Genomic DNA, 13,755 nt, shown 5'->3' on the forward strand with positions numbered 1-13,755 from the left:
GGCGCCCGGACGGTGCCATCAAGGTGGTGTGATCTGCGTCACATCAGTCGGATCGCAGTCGGGAGGGCAGCACTGGAGCCACCGCAGTCACACTGACAACTTCCTTATGTTGATCTGCGGAAACGGTGTCATCCGGCACTTCCGGCAAGTCATCCTCTATCGCGACTTAAACATCACAGAACGATCACGCCGGACTTAGGGCTGTTTTTCCCTCCAAAGCAGCTACCTAACTTCAAGATCGACACTGTATGTTCCTGGCTATCCCTTTACTGACGCATGGGGCGCAAGAAGCGCTCCACGACAGACCAAGGAGTTACCTTGAAGCGCATCCTCCTCCCCGCCGGTGGCGCCATTCTGGCCACCGGTCTGCTGGCTGCCGGCCTCGCCGGCACCGCTGCGGCCAACGCAACCGGCGACGTCGCGTCCGACGCCCTGGCGAAGACTCAGGCTCAGGCAGAAGAGACCCTGAACTTCTGGACCAAGTCGAACAACGCGGCGCTGAAGCAGGCTGTGGCCTTCAACCCCGACTCCCTCGAGGTTGAGAAGATCTCCCGTGGTGGCGGTTATAGCGCCGACACGAAGCCCGGCTCCTCCCTGCCGATTGGCGAGGAGAAGAAGGTCGCCGTCAAGTCCCAGAACGTCAACATGCCGAAGACCATCGGCAAGGTGTTCTTCGAGGGCCGCGACGGCAAGCTCTACTACTGCTCGGGTACCTCGGTCCAGTCGCAGTACCGCAACCTGGTCGCCACGGCCGGTCACTGCGTCTACGACATCGCCGGCAACGACGAGGTCGTTTCGCGCTGGGTCTTCGTCCCGGGTTACTACCAGGGCAAGACGCCTTACGGTCTGTACGTGGGTAAGCAGGCCTTCACCCACTACGACTTCGACGTCTACGAGGACTTCGACCGCGACTACTCGTTCGTCACCGTCTACAACGGCATCGGCGGCGTGCAGAACAGCGCCTCCAAGGTGGACTGGGCGACCTTCAAGGCCTACGAGGGCGAGAAGTTCGTCAAGGAAGTCGAGGTTGGCTTCGACGAGTACCGCGCCGGGCGTCTCGACCCGAAGCGGGCTGACTACTACGGCATCAAGCGGGGCACGGCCAAGGAGAAGACCGGCCCCGAGTTCCCTGGTGCTGTCGTCGAGAAGGTCGAAGTCACCGCTGACGAGTACCGTCGGGCCGGCTTCGGCACTGGCAACGGCAAGCGTTTCGGTGAGCCCGTCACCTCGGTCGTGACCGAGAGCGAGTACAAGGGGTACCACGGCAAGGGTGACAAGACCCAGGACCGCCGCGGCAACTTCCTCATCACCGAGTACTTCACGCAGCAGTGGTACAAGCCGGGAACGGACACCAAGTTCGTCCGTTACGACCTGTACACCTCCGCTGCCGCGCTGAAGGACGTCGGCCGTCTGGGCGACAACGTCGGCGGCCAGGGTGTGGCGTGGAACCAGGCTCCGGGCAAGGTCGTTCGTACCTTCGGGTACCCCTTCGGCCCCAACCCTGACGGTAGCAAGCCCTACACCGGCGTTACGCCGAAGTGGTGCTACGGCAAGACCGCCAGCAAGGTCGTCAAGATCCCGGCCCGCAAGGTCGAGGAGCAGCAGTCGCTGAAGTGCGCCGTCACCGCCGGTTACGACGGTGGCCCGTGGCTGGCGAACTACAGCAACGCCAAGCGTCTCGGCTACGTCACCGGTGTCACCAGCCTCATCGTTGACCTCGATGGCAACAAGCGCTACGACACGATCACCTCGCCGATCTTCGACGGTGAGACCGCTGCGATCTACAAGGCCGCTGCGGCCTCGTGGTCCGGCAAGCTCGTCAAGTAGTTCGCTGAACCGGACGAGGGCTTAGGTCATCGTCCACCAGCTTTACCGAAGGGCCCGGCATCCTGCCGGGCCCTTCGGCCTTTCTCTTGCACAAACTAGGCCATGACCTGGTACTCCACCATTTCTGTAACACTCCCGAACAATCTGTTACCAGAGTGACCAGAGGGTCGATAGGGTCTTAACAACCTGCTTGTTAACTTTGTGGAGATCCTCAGTGAAGCGCCTGCTCGTCCCCCTGACCGCCGCCAGCCTGAGCGCCGCCGCCCTCACCCTCCCCGCCAACGCCGCCGCCCCCGACTGGGTACAGGACCCGCTCGCGCCCAAGGCCGCCGAGGCCTACAGCAACGCCTACTTCTGGCTCGACGCCAACGGTGCCGCCCTCAAGAAGGCCACGCAGTACAACGTCGACGCCAAGGACGTCCAGAAGCTGGTCTCCACGCAGGCGAAGGCGCCCGACGGCAAGCCCGGCTCGGCCTCCCCCACCGGCACCACGCCCGCCGCCACCAAGACCAAGGCCGTGAACCTGCCCAAGACCATCGGCAAGGTCTTCTTCCTCGACAGCGGCGGCAACTACCGCTGGTGCTCGGCCACGTCGGTCCAGGCCAGGAACCGCAACCTGGTCGCCACGGCAGGCCACTGCGTCTACGAGCGCGGCAAGGACGTCTTCCGCAAGTGGGTGTTCGTGCCCGGCTATTACCAGGGCAAGGCGCCGTTCGGCGTGTACGCGGGCGCCTACGCGTTCACCACCTACGACCTCGACACCTACGACGACTACGACGGCGACTTCGCGTTCGTGGCCGTGCACAACGGCTTCGCGCTCCCCAACGACAAGAAGGTGTCGTTCAAGGAGTTCCAGGAGTGGCGTGGCGACAAGTGGGTCAAGCCGGTTGAGATCAGCCCCGCCGAGTACGCCAAGTGCGTCCTGACCCTCGGCAACTGCTGGTCCGAGGGCGCCGACACCCCGGCCGACAAGGTGGGCCCCGACTATCCCGGCGCGGTCCTGGAGAAGGTCGAGGTCGGTAAGAAGGAGTACGACGCGGCCAGGACCGGCAAGGGCAACGGCTTCAAGTTCGGCGCGCCCGAGACGCTCCCCGTGACGCAGCTGGAGCACGCCGCCTACAAGGGCCTGGGAGAGAAGGGCGTCGACAAGCTCGGCAACTACTCCATCACCCACTACTACACACAAAAGTGGGTCAAGCCCGGCACCTCGCGCAAGTTCTACATGGCCGAGTACGTCATCGGCATCGCCAAGGACCTGGGCCGCCTCGGCGACATCGTCGGCGGCCAGGGCGTCGCCTGGAACCAGCCCATGGGCCAGACCGTCACCGCCTTCGGCTACCCCAGCGCCCCCCACCCGGACGGCGACAAGGCTTTTACCGGCGTGACGCCCAAGTGGTGCGCCGGCAAGACCGGTACGAAGACCTACCAGGTCAACACCTTCAAGGTCGAGACGCACCAGGTACTGAAGTGCTCCATGACCCCCGGCGCCGACGGCGGCCCCTGGCTGATGAAGTACGACAACAACAAGCGCACCGGCTTCGTCAACGGCGTGACGAGCATGTTCCACGACCAGGACGGCAACGGCCGGATCGACTTCATCAGCTCCGCCTACTTCGACGGCGAGACCGCTGACGTCTACAACAAGGCCCAGTACGCCGCGACCAAGTCGATCGTCGGGCCCAACGGCGAGATGATGCAGTAATAGATAGGTACATAACGAGCCCGCCGCCGGAGATCCGGCGGCGGGCTCATCTAATAGCGGAAGGCTCAAACAGCGGATAGCTCGCGCAGCGCCCGCACCGCGGGTTCGCTCTTGTACGGCTCCAGCCGCCGACGCAGATCGGCCGCGTACGAACGAGACCGGACCGACTGCAGCTCACCGGCCAGCTTGAACGCGGTCTCCGCCACCTTGCACGCCTCCTCCAGCTCCCCGCACTGCAGCAACCCGGCCGCCAGGAGCGACAGGTTGAACATCCGCCCGCGCACGTAGCGGCCGTCCATGTCGAGCGAGCGGTGCGCCTGCCGGACGACCCGCTCCCCCTCTCCCAGGTCGCGGAAGCAGTGGGCGAACTTGGCCGCCAGGTACGCCTCGTCGAAGTAGCTCAGCCAGGCCGGCTCGTCGGCGGGAGCCCGCGAGTCGAAGGCCACCTCGGCCGCGTGCAGAGCGCTGCCGCAGGAGCGCGCGTCGCCGAGGCCCGCCTGAGCGTGCGCCTCCAGCACCAGGCCGGAGCACAGCAGGGTGTGGACGCCCGCGCGGCGGGCCGAGAGCTGGGCGGCCCTGGCCAGGTCGAGCGCGTGGGCGTGCTGGCCCATGTAGATGGCCTGGTGCGCCATGCCGGCCAGGATCTCGCCGCCCAGCGCGTGGTCGTCGGCGCCCTGGGCCAGGCGCAGCGCCTGGATCAGGTAGCGCTGGGCCAGGCCGTGCTGCTCCAGGTCGTAGGCCATCCAACCGGCCAGGCGGGTCAGCTCCGCGGCGGCCCCGGCCAGTTGCCTGCCCGTGGCCTCGCCGTAGGCGCCCTCTTTGAGCAGCGGCGAGACCGCGGTGTCGAGGTATTTGATGACCGACGCGCGGACGCGTCCGCTGCCGAACCTGTTGTCGAGCTCACCGAAGGAACGGGTGACCTCGTGGATCGCGGTGATGTCGGCCCTGCCGACGCGGCGTGTGCCGGAGCCGCCCGGGCGTTCCTCCGGCGGGGCCGTCAGCCAGCGGACGGCCCCTACCGAGCCCGCACCAATCGCGAAAGTCGAATCGATCAGGAAGCGCCGCCTCTCCATATCGGCCCGCCACAGCGCCGTCACGGTCGCGACCCCCTCCTTCCACGTGTGCGTGAACTCCTGTCCGAGATCCAGGGGTGTAACGATGGCCGGCATGCCCACCTCCACGGGGGAGAAGGGCCTGCCGAGCCGGAGTGCGAAAATCTCGGTAAGGAGGCACGGCACAGGGTCCCGAGGCCGCTGACCGCCGATCCAGCGCAGCACGGAGCTGTGGTCGTACTTCAGGCCAGGGGTGCCACGCGCGGCTCCCAGGTCGTTGAGGCGCCTGGCCAACCCCTTGTGGGAGAAGCCGGCCTCCGCGATCAGCTGCTGTAGCAGTCGATTGGGCTCGCGTTCCATCGCTCTCCTCGCGGCAACAGGAGTCGGCGCCCGCATCCTTACAGAGAGCCCTCTTTATAGCACGGAGAGTAAAGGAAATTTGGCGGTTTCCTAAGGGAGTTACGGCTTCCCGCAGAACTACAGGCGGGCGACCCCGTCGGCGCGAGCCTGGGCGGCCACCGCGGCGGTCACCGCGGGCGCTACACGCGCGTCGAACGGGCTGGGGATCACGTAGTCGGCCCTGACGTCCGCACCCACCACGTCGGCGAGCGCGACGGCCGCCGCGACCTTCATGTTCTCGGTGATCTCGGTGGCCCGTACGTCGAGCGCGCCGCGGAAGACGCCGGGGAAGGCCAGCACGTTGTTGATCTGGTTGGGGAAGTCGGAGCGGCCGGTCGCGACCACCTTGGCGTACTTCGCGGCCACCTCGGGGTGCACCTCGGGGGTGGGGTTGGACAGGGCGAACACGATCGAGTCCGCGGCCATCGAGGCGATGGCCGCCTCCGACACCGTCGAGCCGGACAGGCCGAGGAAGACGTCGGCGCCCGCCAGGGCCTCCTCGGTCGAGCCCTTGTGGCCCGCCTTGTTGGTGTCGCGGGCCAGGGCCTGCTTGACCGGGTTGAGCCCTTCCCTGCCGTCGTAGATCATGCCCTTGGAGTCGGCGACCGCGATGTCGCCGATGCCGGCCTCCAGGAGGATCCGGGTGACCGCGACCCCGGACGCGCCGGCTCCGGCCACCACTGCGCGCAGGTCGCCCAGAGAGCGGCCGGTCAGCCGGGCCGCGTTGGTCAGCGCGGCGAGGGCCACGATGGCGGTGCCGTGCTGGTCGTCGTGGAAGACGGGGATGTCGAGCAGGTCCCGCAGCCGGTCTTCGACCTCGAAGCAGCGGGGCGCGCTGATGTCCTCCAGGTTGATGCCGCCGAACGAGGGCGCCAGTCGTACGACGGTCTCGACCAGGGCGTCGACGTCGGTGCAGTCGAGGCAGATCGGGACCGCGTCGACGCCCCCGAACTCCTTGAACAGCAGCGCCTTGCCCTCCATCACGGGCATGGCGGCCGCCGGGCCGATGTCGCCGAGGCCGAGCACGGCCGTGCCGTCGGAGACGACGGCGACCACGTTGGAGACCCAGGTGTAGTCGTTGACGAGTGACGGCGTGTCGGCGATCGCGGTGCAGACGCGGGCGACCCCGGGGGTGTAGGCAAGGGAAAGGTCGTCGGCGTTGCGGACGGGGATGGTGGATCGGACCTCGAGCTTGCCGCCGCGATGCAACGCGAAGGCGGGATCGAGATCGAGGGATTCAACGGAAGCGGGTGTGGTAGTCACAGCGACCCCAGTAGTCATCGGACGGATGAGACCTTCGGCAGACGGCGCGAGAGGCCTGGCTTCGGTAGCCGCCAGGTGCCCCTCCCCGATCGTCTCGTAAGAGGGGTTACGGGGGTCACCCGTCGCTCCATAGTGCCACATGCTGAGATGGGGTCTGTCTCAGGACCGACTCCGTTCTGTTGACGCATTGTTAATTCTCAGATGACGGTCCGCAGCAAAAGGCCATTTAAACTTCACAAAAACCAACTTTCCTTACATATCACTCGAGGAGGCCCGCACATGGCCCTCTGGCCCAGGACGCGCCGTGGCTACACCACCGGTGCGCTCGCCCTGACCGCCGCCCTGGCGCTGTCCGCCTGCGGCAGCACCTCGCAGACGGGCACCAGCGCCTCGTCCTCCGCACCCGCCACAGCGGCGGGCGGAGTACAGCTGGTCGCCCCCGGAAAGCTGACCACCTGCACCAACCTGCCGTACCCGCCGTTCCAGTCCAAGGACGCCAGCGGCAAGGTCGTCGGGTTCGACGTGGACATGATCGACCTGGTCGCCAAGAAGCTGGGCGTGACGCAGGACATCGTGGACATCGACTTCGACTCGATCAAGGGCGGTGCCGCGCTCAGTGCCGGCAAGTGCGACGTCGCCGCCGCCGGAATGACGATCACCGAGGATCGCAAGCAGCACCTCGACTTCTCCAACCCCTACTTCGACGAAGTGCTCGGCCTGGTGACCAAGAAGGGCGCCGGTGTGCCCGACCTCGAGACCGCCAAGAGCAAGAACCTGAGCGTCGGCGTGCAGGCCGGCACGACCAGCCTCACGCTCGCCAAGAGCAAGGGCATCGAGGCCAAGGAGTTCAAGGACTCCGGCAAGCTGCTGCTCGCGCTGCAGTCCGGCCAGGTCGACATGGTGATCCAGGACCTGCCGGTCGTCGTCGACTGGATGAAGAAGCCGAACGTCTCCTCCGCCTATGAGCTGTCCGGCCAGGTGCCGACCCACGCCCAGTACGGCTTCGCCGTCAAGAAGGGCAACGCCGCGCTGCTCAAGGTCATCAACGAGTCCCTGGCCGAGGCCATCAAGGACGGCACCTGGACCAAGGAGTACCAGGAGTGGATGGGCGCCGCGCCCGTCACGACCCCGACGCCCACCTCCTGATCATGACGACCACGCCGACCACGGCTGAGCCCGCGAAAAGCGGGCTCAGCCCCCGCCAGCGCCGCCGCGTCAGCCTCGCCATCCAGTACGCCGTCTTCGTCCTCGTCCTCCTCGCGGTGATCCTGCTCGCGGACTGGCCGAAGATCTTCGAGAACTTCCTGAACGGCAAGGTCGCCGCGGGGATGTTCCCCACGCTGTTCACGGTCGCGTTGAAGAACACCCTGATCTTCACCGTCGCCGGCTATGTGATCGGCTTCGCGCTCGGTCTCGTGCTGGCGCTGATGCGGTTGTCCTCGGTGGTCCCCTACCGGGTGGTCGCCCTCGTCTACATCGAGATCTTCCGCGGCCTGCCCGCGCTGATCATCTTCCTGCTGCTCGGGTTCGGCCTGCCGATCGCGTTCCCCGGGTTCAAGCTCCCCGGCGACGTCTACGGTACGGTGGCGCTCGCGCTGGGCCTGGTGGCCGCCGCCTACATGGCCGAGTCGTTCCGCGCGGGCATCCAGGCGGTGCCCAAGGGCCAGATGGAGGCGGCCAGGTCGCTCGGCATGAAGCCGGGCCGGGCGATGCTCTCCATCATCCTGCCGCAGGCCATCAGGATCGTGATCCCGCCGCTGACCAACGAGCTGATCCTGCTGTTCAAGGACTCCTCGCTGGTCTTCACGCTGGGCGTCACAGCGGCGACCACCGAGCTGACCAAGTTCGGCTCCGACACCACGATCGACCAGGCCAACAGCACGCCACTGATCGTGGCCGGCGCCACGTACCTGCTGATCACGATTCCGCTCGGGTTCGTGGTACGCCGCCTCGAAGCGCGCCAGGGGAGGAAACGGTGACGCACGCCGTAGAGATCAGGGAACTCCACAAGTACTTCGGCGACAACGAGGTGCTCAAGGGCATCGACTTCACCGTCGAACCCGGTCAGGTGGTCTGCGTCATCGGCCCCTCAGGCTCGGGCAAGTCGACGCTGCTGCGCTGCGTGAACGTGCTGGAGACGCCGACCAAGGGCCGGGTGTTCGTCAACGGCCTGGAGCTGACCCATCCCGACGCCGACATCGACGCGGCCCGGCGGCACGTCGGCATGGTGTTCCAGCAGTTCAACCTCTTCCCGCACCTGACCGCGCTGCAGAACGTGATGATCGCCCAGCAGCGGGTGCTGAACCGGAGCAAGAAGGAGGCCGAGATCGTCGCCAGGGAGAACCTGGCCAAGGTCGGTGTCGGCGACAAGTGCGACGAATATCCCGGCAAGCTCTCCGGCGGACAGCAGCAGCGGGTGGCCATCGCCAGGGCGCTGGCCATGAACCCGGACCTGATGCTCTTCGACGAGCCCACCTCGGCGCTGGACCCGGAGCTGGTCGGCGACGTGCTCGCCGTCATGCGCAAACTGGCGGAGGAGGGCATGACCATGCTGGTGGTCACCCACGAGATGGGGTTCGCCCGCGAGGTGGCCGACCGGGTGGTGTTCATGGACGGCGGGGTGATCGTCGAGGAGGGGACGCCCACCGAGGTGATCGGCGACCCGAAGCAGGAGCGGACCCGCTCGTTCCTCAGGCGCGTCCTGCACCCGGAGGGCTGACCTTCAGCAGGGGCCTCCAAAGCGAGCCCCGCAGCCCCTGAGAGCCCATATGCGGGGCGTCCGAGGCTGGGCGCCCCGCGGCTCGTGTAATACTCCGGCATGGACCTCACCTCTTACGCCGAGTGGGCGGTCCGGCTGGTGAACGATCCGCACCCCCCGCCGGAGCTCCTGGAGCTGCGTGACGAACTGGCGGCCGTGTTCGACGGGACCGGCGGCGAGCAGGCCGTCGTGGCGCGCCTGAACGCGCTGCTCGTGCGCCATCCGGTGCGTCCCCAACTGTCGGACCACGACGGGCAGCGCTGGCACCTCCACCTCGCTGTGGACGCGCACGGCACGGCCGCCGCCGGCGCCGTGATGGGCCTGGCCGCACTCGTCGCCGAGCTGGGCGCCGACCGGCTCGGCCGCTGCCAGGAGCCACGATGCCTGCGGGCCTTTCTCGACACCTCCTCCAACCGCTCGCGCCGCTACTGCTCCGCCCGGTGCGCCAGCAGGGCCAACGTCGCCGCCTACCGTGCCCGCCGCAGGAGCGGCCAGTAGCGCAGCACCACCCGGCCCACGATGTCGTTCACCGGGCCGAAGTCCCAGCTGTCGCGGCGCCCGCTGGCCCGCTGGTTGTCACTCTCCAGCCACCAGCCGTCGTCGCCGTGCCATTGGGCCCGCTTGACGATGAGCCGCTCGGGCTCGCCCGGGAGCCGCGCCACGACCAGATCGCCGGGATGCACCGCGGCGCCACGCCGTACGAGGAGCCAGTCGCCGGGCACCAGCGCCGGCCGCATCGAATCCCCCTCGACACGCACTCTCATGGGCTGTGACCCCCTCCGCCGCAGGCGTTTGGACCCGAGTAAGGTCGGTAGTTGGACCAAGCTGATTCAGCATCAAGGAAGGACTTTCTGATGCTCGCACGACTGCTACGACCCAAGCATGTCGCTTCTGCCCACTGCGACCTGCCCTGTGGGGTGTACGACCCCGCGCAGGCCCGGATCGAGGCGGAGTCGGTCAAGGCGATCATGGAGAAGTACGCGGCCAACGAGGACCCGATCTTCCGGGCCCGGGCGCTCTCCATCAAGGAGGAGCGGGCCGAGCTCGTCAAGCACCACCTGTGGGTGCTCTGGACCGACTACTTCAAGCCCCCGCACCTCGAGCAGTACCCCCAGCTTCACCAGCTCTTCTGGGAGGCCACGAAGCTCGCCGGCGCGGCCGGCGGCAAGGGCACGGTCGAGGTCACCAAGGCCGAGGACCTTCTCGGCAAGATCGACGAAATCTCCAAGATCTTCTGGGAGACGAAGGCCGCCTAAACCGGCACAAAGGCTCTGTGCGGCGACCTTCCGCGCAGAGCCTTTTCGGTCGATGGCGAGTCTGATTCCGCCAACCACCTCCCGGGGGCGGTAAGTTGCAGTCAGCGCCGTATTCGCGAGGAGGAACGTGACCGAGGAAACCGAGACGCGGGCTGAGGGCGTGGCCGGCATCCGCGACGTGGTGAGCATCAGGCTCCCGGCCGCGAGTGCCTACCTGTCCGTACTGCGTACGGCCACTGCCGGACTGGCCGCACGGCTCGACTTCACGCTGGACGAGATCGAGGATCTGCGGATCGCGGTCGACGAGGCGTGCGCGATGTTGCTGAGCGAGGCCGTGCCCGGGACCGATCTGACCGCCGAGTTCGAGCTGACCGGGCAGGAAATGCAGGTCAGGGTCGAGGTCGCGACGGTCGGCAGCTCCGCGCCAAAGCGGGACGACTTCGCCTGGATGGTCTTGACCGCCCTGGCAGACGATGTGGAAGCGGTGATCGACTCTCCCGATCGCATGGCGATCGTCCTGCGTAAGCGCCGAGGCACGGCGAGGCCGGCGTGACGGAAAGGACTGGAGCCATGGCCACCAGCGACCACGCCGTGCCCGACAGGGTGCGGGCCCGCATCCTCTTCGCCGAGCTGTCCGAGCTGGGGCCTGACGAGCCGCGTCGGCAGCGCATCAGGGACGAGCTGGTCGAGCTTCACCTTCCTCTGGTCGAATATCTGGCCCGCCGCTTCCGCAACCGGGGCGAGTGGCTCGACGACCTCACCCAGGTCGCCACCATCGGACTGATCAAGTCCATCGACCGCTTCGACCTCAACCGCGGCGTGGAGTTCTCCACCTACGCCACGCCCACGATCGTCGGCGAGATCAAGCGCCACTTCCGTGACAAGGGCTGGGCGGTGCGCGTGCCGCGCCGTCTCCAGGAGCTCAAGCTGTCGCTGACCAAGGCGATCAGCGAGCTGTCGCAGCGCGAAGGCCGGGCACCGACCGTCGCGGAGCTGGCCGCCTACCTCAAGATGACCGAGGAGGAGGTCCTCGAGGGCCTGGAGTCGGCCAACGCCTACTCCACCGTGTCCCTCGACGCGCCCGACTCCGGTGACGACGACGCGCCCGCCGTGTCCGACTCGCTGGGCATCGTGGACGAGTCGCTCGAAGGCGTCGAATACCGCGAGTCGCTCAAGCCGCTGCTCGAACGACTGCCGCCCCGTGAGAAGCGCATCCTGCTGCTGCGCTTCTTCGGCAACATGACCCAGTCGCAGATCGCCACCGAGCTGGGCATCTCGCAGATGCACGTCTCACGGCTGCTGGCCCGCACGCTGGCCCAGCTGCGCGAGGGCCTGACCGCGGACGACTGACCCTGGACGACTAACGCGATCGAGGGCCGACGACCGACCCTCGACAGCTAACCCTTCTGCGAGTCCTCGCCATATAGGGCGTGGGTGGTGGGGGGCGCGAGCAACGTGCCGAGGCCGGCGACGGCCACCACGATCAGCGGGATCCCATAGAGCGGCTTGTCCGACTGGATGAGCGTGATCGCGACCGGGAGCACGAAGATCTGGGCCAGCACGCTGGGCGATCTCCCCCATCGCTCCATCTTGTACAGGCCGCCCCAGGCCACCCAGACCAATCCCGCGCCGATCAGCACCCCGAACGCCGACTCGGCCAGCGCGCTGGTGATGTCCTCCGCCGCGCCGGCCAGCGTCTCCACCGCGACGTACAGACCGAGACCGAGCGCCACGAGGCCCTCCAGGGCAACGATGAGCGCGGCGGCGAGAAGTGTCCAAGGTCGGTTCACGCCCCAAACCCTATCGGTGCCCCTTGCCGCCCCCAGATTCCGACTAATGGCCGATAAGCCAGATATCGGGCACCGGCTAGTCTGAACGACATGCGAGCGATGCTCCTGGTCAACCCCAAGGCCACGACCACGAATGCCCGCCGGCGTGACGTACTGATCCGCGCGCTCGGCGCCGCCGTCGAGCTGACCGTGGAACAGACCCGGTACCGGGGCCACGCGGCCGCGCTGGCCACCACCGCGCACGCCAAGGGCTACGACGTGGTGGCCGTGCTGGGCGGCGACGGGACGATCAACGAGGCCGTGAACGGCCTGCTCAACGCCGTCAACGGCGACGACCCCGCGTACCAGGACGACCCCAGCGCCGGGCGGCCCGCGCTGATCGTCATCCCCGGGGGCAGCGCGAACGTGTTCGCCCGCGACCTGGGCCTGCCGAACGACCCGGTCGAGGCCACGGGCGCTGTGCTCGAGGCGCTGCGTGACGGCCGCCGCAGGACCGTGGGGTTGGGGCAAGCCCTTTGGGAGGATCAGAGCCGATATTTCACCTTCGGCGGTGGGATGGGGTACAACGCCGAGGTCATCCGGGCCGTCGAGGGGCTGCGCGGCACGGGCCGGAAGGCGACACCCACGCGTTACGTCAACACCGCACTGCGCCATTACTTCGCCACTGACAAGCGCCACCCGGCGATGACGCTGAGCGGCCCCGGCATTCCCGCCGCCAAGGGCGTGTACATGGCGATCATCTCCAACACCTCGCCCTGGACCTACATCGGCACCCGGCCGGTCCTGCCCACGCCCTGGGCCGGCTTCGAGACCGGGCTCGACCTGCTGGGACTCCAAGAGATAGGCGTGACGTCGATACTTCCCGCCATCCGGCAGATCCTCACGGAGCGTGACACCCTTCCATCGGGCCGGCACCTCGTCCAGCTCCACGACGAGTCCGAGTTCACGCTCGCGGCAGACCGCCCTGTGGCCTTCGAGCTGGACGGCGACTACCTGGGGGAACGGGAATCAGTGACATTCCGCTCTATCCCGAACGCATTACAAGTTCTGGTCTAGCTGGTTACATTCGGTCATTGTGTGACGCATCCGACATCCATCCACACCAAAACTTCCTACCAACCCTCTTGCGTGCACTCTCAGTGGCTGACAGGCTCAACTTTGACGTCGGAACGTAGGACCTTTAACAAGCCTTACCGGGTCCGCTCCGACGCTCAGCGGGCAACCCCGGTCCAACGCAGGATCCGGGTCGTTGCTCGCGCGAGTTAGTGAAACTCTTCACAAAGTAGTAGCCGCACGGAGCCGACCAGAGGTTCCATCTACTAAGGAGTGAAACGCATGGACTGGCGCCACCGAGCTGCCTGCCGTGACGTCGACCCCGAGCTGTTCTTCCCGATCGGCAACACCGGCCCGGCACTCATGCAGATCGAAGAGGCCAAGCAGGTGTGCCGCTCGTGTTCGGCGGTCGACCTGTGCTTGAAGTGGGCCCTTGAGTCCGGCCAGGACGCCGGCGTCTGGGGCGGCCTGAGCGAGGACGAGCGCAGGGCGTTGAAGCGCCGCAGCGCCCGTGCCCGCGCTCGCGCCTCCGCCTAGCCGAACCGCCCGATCCGCAGCTCGTACGGCAGGCATGGGCTGGCCCCACCCGCCATCCGTGGTGGAGGGCCTCCAGGGAGACGCGCGCTGAACCCGCACGTGGCGGGCCGCCGATAAG

General features: G+C 67.1%; 15 protein-coding genes. 11 read left to right on the plus strand and 4 right to left on the minus strand.

The window, feature by feature from the left end:
* The first annotated feature begins 318 nt into the window (after nucleotides 1-318).
* On the plus strand, nucleotides 319-1,827 hold the full coding sequence (locus ACGFJ2_RS15490) for a hypothetical protein (RefSeq protein WP_357949622.1): 1,509 nt from the start codon (nucleotides 319-321) through the stop codon (nucleotides 1,825-1,827).
* A gap of 214 nt (nucleotides 1,828-2,041) precedes the next feature.
* Nucleotides 2,042-3,529: a hypothetical protein gene (locus tag ACGFJ2_RS15495; protein ID WP_357949620.1), complete on the plus strand. Its 1,488-nt coding sequence runs from the start codon at nucleotides 2,042-2,044 to the stop codon at nucleotides 3,527-3,529.
* Nucleotides 3,530-3,594: 65 nt separating this feature from the next.
* Here the strand turns inward: ACGFJ2_RS15495 and ACGFJ2_RS15500 are convergent, their stop codons facing one another.
* Together ACGFJ2_RS15500 and ACGFJ2_RS15505 are read right to left on the minus strand one after the other, a co-directional pair.
* Nucleotides 3,595-4,941, minus strand: a complete 1,347-nt coding sequence (locus ACGFJ2_RS15500) for a hypothetical protein (protein ID WP_393468445.1) — start codon at nucleotides 4,939-4,941, stop codon at nucleotides 3,595-3,597.
* Nucleotides 4,942-5,058: 117 nt separating this feature from the next.
* Nucleotides 5,059-6,261: an NADP-dependent malic enzyme gene (locus tag ACGFJ2_RS15505; protein ID WP_393468448.1), complete on the minus strand. Its 1,203-nt coding sequence runs from the start codon at nucleotides 6,259-6,261 to the stop codon at nucleotides 5,059-5,061.
* Nucleotides 6,262-6,522: 261 nt separating this feature from the next.
* On the opposite strand from ACGFJ2_RS15505, the gene ACGFJ2_RS15510 reads away from it, so the two are divergent.
* The 4 genes from ACGFJ2_RS15510 to ACGFJ2_RS15525 all read left to right on the plus strand — a co-directional run bounded on the left by ACGFJ2_RS15510 (nucleotide 6,523) and on the right by ACGFJ2_RS15525 (nucleotide 9,499).
* The gene (locus ACGFJ2_RS15510) at nucleotides 6,523-7,389 is read left to right on the plus strand and encodes an ABC transporter substrate-binding protein (RefSeq protein WP_358203729.1); all 867 of its coding nucleotides are present in this window, start codon (nucleotides 6,523-6,525) and stop codon (nucleotides 7,387-7,389) included.
* Nucleotides 7,344-8,222, plus strand: a complete 879-nt coding sequence (locus tag ACGFJ2_RS15515) for an amino acid ABC transporter permease (protein WP_357949610.1) — start codon at nucleotides 7,344-7,346, stop codon at nucleotides 8,220-8,222. The genes ACGFJ2_RS15510 and ACGFJ2_RS15515 overlap by 46 nt, the downstream gene beginning before the upstream one ends.
* Nucleotides 8,219-8,962, plus strand: a complete 744-nt coding sequence (locus tag ACGFJ2_RS15520; protein ID WP_225301855.1) for an amino acid ABC transporter ATP-binding protein — start codon at nucleotides 8,219-8,221, stop codon at nucleotides 8,960-8,962. The genes ACGFJ2_RS15515 and ACGFJ2_RS15520 overlap by 4 nt, the downstream gene beginning before the upstream one ends.
* Nucleotides 8,963-9,061: 99 nt before the next feature.
* Nucleotides 9,062-9,499, plus strand: coding sequence for a CGNR zinc finger domain-containing protein (locus ACGFJ2_RS15525; RefSeq protein ID WP_358557373.1), 438 nt, complete (start codon nucleotides 9,062-9,064; stop codon nucleotides 9,497-9,499).
* Here ACGFJ2_RS15525 and ACGFJ2_RS15530 read toward each other — a convergent pair.
* Nucleotides 9,469-9,825 (minus strand): S24 family peptidase, encoded by a 357-nt coding sequence (locus tag ACGFJ2_RS15530; RefSeq protein ID WP_393468453.1) that lies wholly within the window; start codon nucleotides 9,823-9,825, stop codon nucleotides 9,469-9,471. The genes ACGFJ2_RS15525 and ACGFJ2_RS15530 overlap by 31 nt on opposite strands.
* A 30-nt stretch (nucleotides 9,826-9,855) precedes the next feature.
* Between ACGFJ2_RS15530 and sodN the strand changes: the two genes are divergently transcribed.
* From sodN to ACGFJ2_RS15545, 3 genes are all read left to right on the plus strand, one after another.
* Nucleotides 9,856-10,257 (plus strand): superoxide dismutase, Ni, encoded by a 402-nt coding sequence (gene sodN, locus ACGFJ2_RS15535; RefSeq protein WP_214640147.1) that lies wholly within the window; start codon nucleotides 9,856-9,858, stop codon nucleotides 10,255-10,257.
* Between the two features lie 127 nt (nucleotides 10,258-10,384).
* Entirely contained in the window at nucleotides 10,385-10,810 is a 426-nt protein-coding gene (locus ACGFJ2_RS15540; RefSeq protein WP_214640148.1) for an anti-sigma factor, read from the plus strand.
* 17 nt (nucleotides 10,811-10,827) lie between these two features.
* Nucleotides 10,828-11,607: an RNA polymerase sigma factor SigF gene (locus tag ACGFJ2_RS15545; protein WP_357949601.1), complete on the plus strand. Its 780-nt coding sequence runs from the start codon at nucleotides 10,828-10,830 to the stop codon at nucleotides 11,605-11,607.
* Between the two features lie 47 nt (nucleotides 11,608-11,654).
* Here ACGFJ2_RS15545 and ACGFJ2_RS15550 read toward each other — a convergent pair whose 3' ends face one another.
* Complete coding sequence (locus tag ACGFJ2_RS15550) at nucleotides 11,655-12,047, minus strand: hypothetical protein (protein WP_357949598.1); 393 nt, start codon at nucleotides 12,045-12,047, stop codon at nucleotides 11,655-11,657.
* A gap of 90 nt (nucleotides 12,048-12,137) precedes the next feature.
* Here ACGFJ2_RS15550 and ACGFJ2_RS15555 point away from each other — a divergent pair, with 90 nt between their 5' ends.
* Together ACGFJ2_RS15555 and ACGFJ2_RS15560 are read left to right on the plus strand one after the other, a co-directional pair.
* The gene (locus ACGFJ2_RS15555; RefSeq protein WP_357949595.1) at nucleotides 12,138-13,103 is read left to right on the plus strand and encodes a diacylglycerol kinase family protein; all 966 of its coding nucleotides are present in this window, start codon (nucleotides 12,138-12,140) and stop codon (nucleotides 13,101-13,103) included.
* A gap of 279 nt (nucleotides 13,104-13,382) precedes the next feature.
* Nucleotides 13,383-13,637, plus strand: a complete 255-nt coding sequence (locus tag ACGFJ2_RS15560) for a WhiB family transcriptional regulator (RefSeq protein ID WP_225301850.1) — start codon at nucleotides 13,383-13,385, stop codon at nucleotides 13,635-13,637.
* The last annotated feature ends 118 nt before the right edge of the window (nucleotides 13,638-13,755 follow it).

The sequence above is a fragment of the Nonomuraea sp. NPDC049028 genome, from assembly GCF_043197735.1.
In the GTDB taxonomy this organism is placed as follows: Bacteria; Actinomycetota; Actinomycetes; order Streptosporangiales; family Streptosporangiaceae; genus Nonomuraea.

Bases quoted from the DNA above. Each gene is read 5' to 3' on its own strand.
- ACGFJ2_RS15500 (WP_393468445.1), bottom strand. From the start codon at position 4,941: ATGGAACGCGAGCCCAATCGACTGCTACAGCAGCTGATCGCGGAGGCC.
- ACGFJ2_RS15505 (WP_393468448.1), bottom strand. From the start codon at position 6,261: ATGACTACTGGGGTCGCTGTGACTACCACACCCGCTTCCGTTGAATCC.
- ACGFJ2_RS15510 (WP_358203729.1), top strand. From the start codon at position 6,523: ATGGCCCTCTGGCCCAGGACGCGCCGTGGCTACACCACCGGTGCGCTC.
- ACGFJ2_RS15525 (WP_358557373.1), top strand. From the start codon at position 9,062: ATGGACCTCACCTCTTACGCCGAGTGGGCGGTCCGGCTGGTGAACGAT.
- sodN (WP_214640147.1), top strand. From the start codon at position 9,856: ATGCTCGCACGACTGCTACGACCCAAGCATGTCGCTTCTGCCCACTGC.
- ACGFJ2_RS15545 (WP_357949601.1), top strand. From the start codon at position 10,828: ATGGCCACCAGCGACCACGCCGTGCCCGACAGGGTGCGGGCCCGCATC.
- ACGFJ2_RS15555 (WP_357949595.1), top strand. From the start codon at position 12,138: ATGCGAGCGATGCTCCTGGTCAACCCCAAGGCCACGACCACGAATGCC.
- ACGFJ2_RS15560 (WP_225301850.1), top strand. From the start codon at position 13,383: ATGGACTGGCGCCACCGAGCTGCCTGCCGTGACGTCGACCCCGAGCTG.